The sequence below is a fragment of the Mycobacterium pinniadriaticum genome, from assembly GCF_026242045.1.
Taxonomy (GTDB): Bacteria; Actinomycetota; Actinomycetes; order Mycobacteriales; family Mycobacteriaceae; genus Mycobacterium; species Mycobacterium pinniadriaticum.
Window position 1 is genome coordinate 43,841 of the sequence record NZ_JAPJDO010000038.1, and the last position, 8,568, is coordinate 52,408.

Annotated in this window: 6 protein-coding genes; 4 read left to right on the forward strand and 2 right to left on the reverse strand. The window is 68.1% G+C overall.

Features of this window, described 5'->3' with window-relative positions; all coding sequences use genetic code 11:
* Positions 1–44: 44 nt before the first annotated feature.
* On the reverse strand, positions 45–1,814 hold the full coding sequence (locus ORI27_RS27195; protein ID WP_266000226.1) for a hypothetical protein: 1,770 nt from the start codon (positions 1,812–1,814) through the stop codon (positions 45–47).
* 99 nt (positions 1,815–1,913) lie between these two features.
* Between ORI27_RS27195 and gatC the strand changes: the two genes are divergently transcribed.
* The 3 genes from gatC to ORI27_RS27210 are packed head-to-tail and all read left to right on the forward strand — an operon-like array spanning position 1,914 to position 4,753.
* Positions 1,914–2,213, forward strand: coding sequence for an Asp-tRNA(Asn)/Glu-tRNA(Gln) amidotransferase subunit GatC (gatC, locus tag ORI27_RS27200; RefSeq protein WP_266000227.1), 300 nt, complete (start codon positions 1,914–1,916; stop codon positions 2,211–2,213).
* Positions 2,210–3,703: an Asp-tRNA(Asn)/Glu-tRNA(Gln) amidotransferase subunit GatA gene (gene gatA / locus ORI27_RS27205; protein ID WP_266000228.1), complete on the forward strand. Its 1,494-nt coding sequence runs from the start codon at positions 2,210–2,212 to the stop codon at positions 3,701–3,703. The genes gatC and gatA overlap by 4 nt, the downstream gene beginning before the upstream one ends.
* 18 nt (positions 3,704–3,721) lie before the next feature.
* A complete protein-coding gene (locus tag ORI27_RS27210) occupies positions 3,722–4,753 on the forward strand; it encodes an ATP-dependent 6-phosphofructokinase (protein ID WP_266000229.1) in 1,032 nt (343 codons plus the stop codon).
* Between the two features lie 17 nt (positions 4,754–4,770).
* On the opposite strand, the gene ORI27_RS27215 is transcribed toward ORI27_RS27210, so the two are convergent.
* Positions 4,771–5,673, reverse strand: a complete 903-nt coding sequence (locus ORI27_RS27215) for a PPK2 family polyphosphate kinase (RefSeq protein ID WP_266000230.1) — start codon at positions 5,671–5,673, stop codon at positions 4,771–4,773.
* A 156-nt stretch (positions 5,674–5,829) separates the two neighbouring features.
* Here ORI27_RS27215 and ORI27_RS27220 point away from each other — a divergent pair, with 156 nt between their 5' ends.
* Positions 5,830–8,406 (forward strand): plasma-membrane proton-efflux P-type ATPase, encoded by a 2,577-nt coding sequence (locus ORI27_RS27220; RefSeq protein WP_266000231.1) that lies wholly within the window; start codon positions 5,830–5,832, stop codon positions 8,404–8,406.
* Positions 8,407–8,568: the final 162 nt, after the last annotated feature.

The following is an 8,568-nucleotide window of genomic DNA, read 5'->3' on the forward strand; positions in this document are numbered from 1 at the left end:
GTTGCACAGCAGGCTGAACTCAGCACTCCGGCAGGTCTGGCCGCTCAGCCCCGCAAATAGACCGTGCAGGGGGCCGGGCCACAGCCGAAAACCGGCCGAAACCGCACGTCAGAGCGTGCCAAGCGGGCGGTGACGGAATCGTCTCCGACCATCAGGACGGTGACGTCGGGATCGGTGAGCAGGGCACGGGCCTGGGCGGGCGTGGCATCGTCGGGTATCCGGATCGCCCGGCGCGACAGATCGGGCGGCCAGGCCAGGTAGGGCAGCTCGACCGAGCTGTCGAACGCCGTCACCGCCCCGGGCGGCAGGTGTCCCATCAGGGCGACGACATCACCGGGCGGGCCGGCGGCGCCGACCGCCGCACGCCGCTGCTCCGGCGTCATGTGGACATATGCGCCCAGCGGCGGCCCTTCGCCGGTCAGCCCGGGGTAGGCCACCCACAAGCCCTGCGCCGCGGCGACCGCGGCAGCGGCGAAGACGACCTGTCGCCCCCGCCGGCCCAGCCGGTCGACGGCGGGAACCGCGAACGCCAGCACCAGCCCGGCGAAGCCCAGCACATAGCGGGCCACCGCGGGATCCGGGGTGGCCAGCGCCGCGGCGAAACACAGCCACACCGCCGGTGATCGGGTCCGCACGGCCCGCACGAGCGCGACCGGAAGGGCCACCAGGAACACCAAGCCCAGTCCGCCGATCCGCATGTCGAACACCGGGAGCTGCGGCGCGATCGTCGTCCAGGACCGGACCACCCGGCTCAGCAGCGGTCCCTCGAGGTGCGGTGCGGCCGCCCCCGATTCCAGCAGGGCCGACATGGCTCGGGTGCCGGGCAGATGCAGTGGGCCGACGTCGATGCGCACCGGCCACACCGGGTTGTGGTGACGGGCGATGTTCACCGCATACGTCGGGGCCCCGAACAGCAGGGCGGCCAGCCAGGCCGTCGCGATCCAGCCGCGCCGACCGGCACGGTGGCCGCGCACCGTCAGCACCGCCAGCAGCAGCGCACCCGCGATGAGGGCGTTCGGTTTGGATCCCAGAAACAGGCCGATCGCGATGCCGGCCAGCAGTAGCTGAGTGCGGTGCATCGGCGCCACCACGAACGCGACCGCGCTCAGCAGCAGGGCGGCCGAGGCCACGTCGGTGTAGTTCGACGGCAGCTGCAGGAACACCGCGGGCAACGTCAGCCAGGCCGCGCCTGCGGCCACCGCGTGGGCGCCGCGGGCGCCCGAGCCCCGGGCGATCGCCGCGATGGCCAGCGCCCCCAGCAGGCCGAACATCAGGTGGGCCAGCTCGACGAGGCGGTCGTCGGGCAGCATCGCCCGCCAGGCGATGAACGCGTCCTCCACGATGTGCGGGTAGCTCGACAGGTACGCAACATCGGACGGGATGTCGGCGAATGTGGCGCGCTGTAGCGCGAAGTTCACGTACGGCAGGTGATAGCCCAGCGCATCCCATTGCCACACCGGAAGGTAGTAGGCGGTTACCACGGTCAGCACCACCGCCGCCAGTGCGACCAGCAGCACCGGCAGGGTCGAGACGCTGACGCAACTCCGCCATGGCAGCCGCCACCACCGCACCGCCCGTCGGTGCGCCACCAGCAGCACGGCCAGCGTCGTCCAGGCCAGTACGGCCAGCAGCAGCGGGCCGGTCAGCCGGCCGGCGGTGCCCAACCCGACCACGGCCACCACCACGGCGCCCAGCGTCACCAGCGCCCCGGCGAGCAGCCGTTGCGCCGCGGGTCGGGGCAGGATCAGCGTGCCGCCGGCCAGGACCAGCAGCCCGCCCAGGGGCAGGCCGACCGGAAGCAGTCCCCACGGCACGCGCATCACCCTTCCACGCCCCGACTGTGGTTGTTCGCGTCCGCTCTCGCCACACCTGCGGTCTCGGCCAGGGAGCGCGGCCAACTAGGCTTGAGCCTCGTGTCCCAGATCTCCCGCGACGAGGTCGCCCGGCTGGCCAAATTGGCCCGGCTGGCGCTGACCGACCACGAACTCGACAGCTTCGCCGGCCAGCTCGATGCCATCTTGGGGCACGTCAGCCAGATCCAGGCTGTCGACACCGGCGACGCGAAGCCGACCGGCAACCCGTTGCCCGATGTCAACGTCACCCGCCCTGATGTCGTCGAGCCGTGCCTGACCCAGCAGGAGGCACTTGCCGAGGCCCCGGCGGCGGCCGAGGGCCGGTTCGCGGTGCCGCAGATCCTGGGGGAATCGGAATGAGTGCGACGAGCGACCTCACGCGCCTCGACGCGGCCACGCTCGGGGAGAAGATCGCCGCCAAGGAGGTCTCCTCGGTCGAGGTGACGCAGGCCTGCCTGGACCAGATCGCCGCCACCGACGAGCGCTACCACGCCTTCTTGCACGTCGCCGCCAACAAGGCGCTGGCCGCAGCGGCGCGCGTCGATGCGGCGGTGGCCGAGGGCGAGGTGCTGCCCTCCCCGCTGGCCGGGGTTCCGCTGGCGCTCAAGGACGTCTTCACCACCTCGGACATGCCGACCACATGCGGGTCGAAGATCCTCGAGGGCTGGGTGTCACCGTATGACGCGACGGTCACCACCCGGCTGCGCGCGGCCGGCATCCCGATCCTCGGCAAGACCAATATGGACGAGTTCGCGATGGGCAGCTCGACGGAGAACTCCGCCTACGGCCCGACCCGCAACCCGTGGGACACCGAGCGGGTGCCCGGCGGTTCCGGCGGCGGCAGCGCGGCCGCGCTGGCCGCGTTCCAGGCGCCGCTGGCGATCGGTTCCGACACCGGCGGCTCGATCCGCCAGCCGGCGGCGCTGACCGCCACCGTCGGGGTCAAGCCGACGTACGGAACGGTGTCGCGCTACGGCTTGGTGGCGTGCGCGTCCTCGCTGGATCAGGGCGGTCCCTGCGCCCGCACCGTCCTCGACACCGCGCTGCTGCACGCGGTGATCGCCGGGCACGACAACCGCGATTCCACCTCGGTCGAAGCCCAGATTCCCGACGTCGTCGCCGCGGCGAAGGCCGGTGCCGCCGGTGACCTCGCCGGGGTGCGGATCGGTGTGGTCAAACAGCTTCACAGCGGCGAGGGGTACCAGCCCGGCGTGCTGGCGTCGTTCAACGCTGCGGTCGAGCAGCTGTCGGCGTTGGGTGCGCAGGTCAGCGAGGTCGACTGCCCGCACCTGGACTACTCGTTGTCCTCCTACTACCTGATCCTGCCCTCGGAGGTGTCCAGCAACCTGGCCCGGTTCGACGCCATGCGTTACGGCTTGCGGGTCGGCGACGACGGCAGCCACAGCGCCGAAGAGGTGATGGCACTGACCCGGGCGGCCGGGTTCGGCCCGGAAGTCAAGCGCCGCATCATCATTGGCACCTATGCGTTGTCGGCGGGTTATTACGACGCCTATTACAACCAGGCGCAGAAGGTCCGCACGCTGATCGCGGGCGACCTGGACGCGGCATACCGACACGTCGACGTGCTGGTGTCCCCGGCCACCCCCACCACCGCCTTCCGGCTGGGCGAGAAGGTCGACGACCCCCTGGCGATGTACCTGTTCGACCTGTGCACCCTGCCGTTGAACCTGGCCGGGCACTGCGGGATGTCGGTACCGTCGGGGCTCTCGCCCGACGACAATCTGCCGGTCGGACTGCAGATCATGGCGCCGGCGCTGGCCGATGACCGGCTCTACCGGGTGGGAGCGGCCTATGAGGTTGCCCGCGGTCCGCTGCCAACCGCGATCTGACGGGGCAGGATAGGGCCCATGCGAATCGGAGTGCTCACTGGTGGCGGTGATTGTCCCGGCCTGAATGCCGTGATCCGGGCTGTCGTGCGAACCTGCGATGCCCGCTACAGCTCGTCGGTCGTCGGCTTTCTCGACGGTTGGCGTGGCCTGCTGGAAGACCGCAGGATCCAACTGAGCAACGACGACCGCAACAACCGGTTGCTGGCCAAGGGCGGCACCATGCTGGGCACTGCCCGCACCAATCCCGACAAGCTGCGCGCCGGGCTCGACGACATCAAACAGACGCTGGAGGACAACGGGATCGACGTGCTGATCCCGATCGGCGGGGAGGGCACGCTGACCGCCGCGCACTGGCTGTCCGAGGAGGGCGTGCCGGTCGTCGGTGTGCCCAAGACCATCGACAACGACATCAACTGCACCGACGTGACCTTCGGCCACGACACCGCGCTGCAGATCGCCACCGATGCGATCGACCGGCTGCACAGCACCGCCGAGTCACATCAGCGGGTGATGGTGGTCGAGGTGATGGGTCGGCACGCCGGCTGGATCGCGCTGAACGCCGGGCTGTCCTCGGGTGCGCACATGACGCTGATACCCGAGCAACCCTTCGATGTCGAAGACGTGTGCCGGCTGGTCAAGAAGCGCTTCCAGCGCGGCGAGTCGAGCTTCATCATCGTGGTCGCCGAGGGAGCCAAACCTGCCGAGGGTTCGATGCAGCTGCGCCAGGGCGGCACCGACGAATTCGGCCACGAACGGTTCACCGGGGTCGCCCAGCAGCTCGCCCTCGAGGTGGAGAAGCGGATCAAGAAGGAAGTCCGGGTCACCGTGCTCGGCCACGTGCAGCGCGGCGGCACCCCCACGGCCTACGACCGGGTGCTGGCCACCCGGTTCGGGGTCAACGCCGCTGACGCCGCCCACGCCGGTGAGTACGGGATGATGGTGTCGCTGCAAGGTAACGAGATCGGTCGAGTTCCGTTGGCCGACGCGGTGCGCGAACTCAAACTGGTGCCGCAGACCCGCTACGACGACGCGGCCGCGTTCTTCGGCTGATCGCCCGGCATTGCCGGTCAGTCGCCCGCGATCAACTCGGCTCTGATGGTGGCCAGGTCGGCCCTGCCTTGATCATCGAGTTCCGGGTAGGCCGGGCGCAGATCCTTCATCGTGTCGAGCAGGATCGCGAACGTCGAGATGTGCGAGAACCACTTGTGGTCGGCGGGGATCACGTGCCACGGCGCGAACTCGGTGCTGGTGTGCGTCAACATGTCCGAGAACGCCTCCTGGTAGTCGGGCCAGAACTCACGCTCCCGCATGTCGCTGGATGACACCTTCCAGTTCTTGGTTTCGTCGTCGATGCGCTTCAGGAAGCGGTTCTTCTGTTCGGCGCGGGACAGGTGCAGGAACAGCTTGATGATCACGGTGCCGTTCTCGGTCAGATAGCGCTCCCAGTCGTTGATCTGGCGGTATCGGCGATGCCAGATGTGCTTGGACGTCAGATCGGCGCTGCGCGGCCACAACAGCTCGGGATGCACCCTGGTCACGGTGACATTCTCGTAGTGCGAGCGGTTGAACACCGCTATCCGTCCGAGTTCGGGAACCACGAGCTGGTGGCGCCACAGATAGTCGTGGGCACGCTCGGCCTGGCTGGGCGCCTTGAAGCTGTAGACGTCGACACCCTCGGGATTCAGGCCCGACATCACATGCTTGATGGTCCCGTCCTTGCCCGCCGCGTCGATGGCCTGCAGGACCAAGAGCAGCGAATAGTCGGCCTGGGCGTAGAACTTGTCCTGCAGGGCGAACAATTCCTGCTTAGCATGTTCGAGCGCGGCCACCGCGGACTCTTTGTCCAGGTGGTGGTCGGCGCGGCCGGGGTCGAAGTCGTGCCGCAGGTCGACGGTCGTGCCTGGTTTGACCCGACACGCGGCGGCGAGTTTGCGGTAGTCGATCTTGATCCCGGACGTGTTGTCGGACAAGGCTTCTCCTGCCACCAGGGGAAACCGGCACTGGGACGGCGGTCGTCGGCCGGTCAGAACCCGACAACGGATCGTCGTTGCCAGGTACTTCGCACCTTAGCGCGATAGTCTCCTAACGGCCCCAGTTCTACCCCGGGTAATTGCTAGGAGCCAACGATGGCGGTCAAAGGAGCTGTGGCTCAACCGAAGAGCGGTGGTCCGCTGGACGACCTGGAGAAGGCGCCGCTGGGCGATGTCCTGAGCCGGCTCGGCGTAGCACCAGATACCGGCTTGGCCTCGGGCGAGGCAAAGCTGCGCCTCGACAAATACGGCCCCAACATCATCGCCGAACAGCAACAGAGCCTGCTGCGCAAGGTGCTCGGCTACTTCAACGGCCCCATCGCTTACATGATCGAGGCGGCGGCGTTGGTGTCGGCGATCTTGGGTCATTGGGACGATTTCGCGATCATCGCCGCGCTGTTGGCGTTCAACGCGGGGCTCGGGTTCTGGCAAGACAGCAAGGCCGCCAATGCGTTGGCCGCCCTGAAGAAGGGGCTGGCTCCGGACGCGTCGGCGCTGCGCGACGGGGCGTGGCAGACCGTCGATGCCGCGACGCTGGTGCCCGGTGACATCGTCAAGGTGCGGCTCGGTGACATCGTGCCGGCCGACCTGCGCCTGCTGGGTGACGGCTTCGCCTCGATCGACCAGGCGGCACTGACCGGCGAGTCGGTGCCCGTGGGCAAGAAGGCCGGTGATCCGGCCTACTCGGGCAGCACCGTCAAACAGGGTGAGATGACCGGGGTGGTGGTCGCCACCGGCGCGAACACGTTCTTCGGCCGGACCGCCCAACTGGTGGCCGGGGCCGGCTCGGTCAGCCACGCCCAACGGGCGATGTTCCAGATCGGCAACTTCCTGATCGTGGTCGCGGTGGTGCTGGCCGTCCTGCTCGTCGCGGTCGAGGCGTGGCGGGAAATCGCATCCGACACCTGGCGGTGGAATGACGCGCTGGGAATCCTGCAGTTCGTCCTGATATTGCTCGTGGCGTCGATCCCCGTCGCGATGCCCGCGGTCTTCTCGGTGACCATGGCTCTCGGTGCGCTCGCCCTCTCGAAAGAGCAGGCGATCGTGTCCCGGCTGGAGTCCATCGAGGAGATGGCGGGGGTCGACATCCTGTGCACCGACAAGACCGGCACGCTGACGAAGAACGCGCTCAAGCTGGGCGATCCGATCCTGTTGGCGGCTACCGAGGCCCAGGACGTGATCCTTGCCGGCGCGCTGGCCTCACGGGCCGAGGATCGCGACGCGATCGATACCGCGGTGATCAACGGTCTGACCGACCGCGCGGCCATCAACGCGTTCACCGTCGTGAAGTACACGCCATTCGACCCGGTCACCAAACGCACCGAAGCGACGGTCACCGACGCCTCGGGCGCGACGATCATGGTCGCCAAAGGGGCTCCGCAGGCCATCGTCGAACTGGCCGGTGCCGATCCGGACACGGCGACCACGGTCACCGAAACCGTTGCGCAACTGGCCGCGAAGGGCAACCGCGCACTGGCGGTCGCGCGGTCCACCGATGGCGGCGCCAGCTGGGCGGTGCTCGGGATCCTGCCCATGTTCGACCCGCCACGCGACGACACCAAGGCCACCATCGACGCGGTCGTCGGCAAAGGGGTCGCGGTCAAGATGATCACCGGCGATGACACCGCCATCGCCGTCGAAACAGCCCGCCAGCTGGGCATGGGCACCAACATCATGACGGCGGCAGATGTGTTCCCGAAGAACATGGATCCCGACAACGTGCCAGAGCCGATCGCCGAGGCGATCGTTGCGGCCGACGGGTTCGCCCGCGTTTTCCCCGAGCACAAATACGCGATCGTCAAGGCGCTGCAGAAGCGGGGCCACCTGGTGGCGATGACCGGCGACGGGGTCAACGACGCGCCAGCGCTCAAGCAGGCCGACTGCGGCACCGCGGTATCGGGGGCCACGGACGCCGCGCGGGGTGCCGCCGATCTGATCCTCACCGCGCCGGGACTGTCGGTCATCGACACCGCCATCGATGAAGCCCGCCGAATCTTCGGCCGGATCACCAGTTACACCCTCTACCGGGTGGCGCTGACCATCGACATCATGTTCCTGGTGGTGCTGGCCAGCATCATCCTGGGTTTTCCACCGCTGACCGCAGTGATGATCGTGATCATTTCCCTGCTCGACGACGTACCGATCATGACCATCGCCTACGACAACACCGCGGTCAGCGCTACGCCCATCCGGTGGAAGATGCCGCAGATACTCGGTACGTCGACGGCGCTGGGTTTCTTCGCCGTCGTCCAGTCGCTGGGGATGTTGTTCCTGGCGTACTGGCATCTGCGGCACGGCTCGTTCGGGGTCACCGAGCACGGCCATCTGCAGACCGTGATGTTCCTGCAGCTGGTCAACGGCGGCCACCTGTTGATGCTGGTCACCCGGGCCGAGAGCTGGTTCTTCCGGCCGCCGTTCCCGGCCCTGCCATTGGCGACCGCGATCGTCGGTACCCAACTGGTCGCGGTCCTGATGAGCGCATTCGGATGGCTCGTTCCGGCCATCACGTGGCCGATGATCGGGGTGGTCCTGCTCTATAACGTGGTGTGGGTCTTCGTCATGAGCGGGGTGCGCATCACCGCTGACCGGCTGGGCAGTCACAGCACCACGGTGCGGCGCAAGCACCGGCAGCTGGTGGGCCGGGACGTGCGGGAGCTGCCTGCAGGCCGCTGAGTGCGCGAGCAGACACAAAATCGCATGAATTGGGCCTCTTCGGTGCGATTCTGCGTCTCTCTCGAAAATTGGGTGACCCAAGCTGGGTGAGCGGTTGCTCGCTGGTGCTAGGCGGCGTTGGTGCGGGGTTCGAGAGTGACTTTGTACCCCAAGGTTTCCAGT

Excerpts from the sequence above, each read along its gene's own strand:
- gatA (WP_266000228.1), top strand. The coding sequence starts at position 2,210 with ATGAGTGCGACGAGCGACCTCACGCGCCTCGACGCGGCCACGCTCGGG.
- ORI27_RS27220 (WP_266000231.1), top strand. The coding sequence starts at position 5,830 with ATGGCGGTCAAAGGAGCTGTGGCTCAACCGAAGAGCGGTGGTCCGCTG.
- ORI27_RS27210 (WP_266000229.1), top strand. The coding sequence starts at position 3,722 with ATGCGAATCGGAGTGCTCACTGGTGGCGGTGATTGTCCCGGCCTGAAT.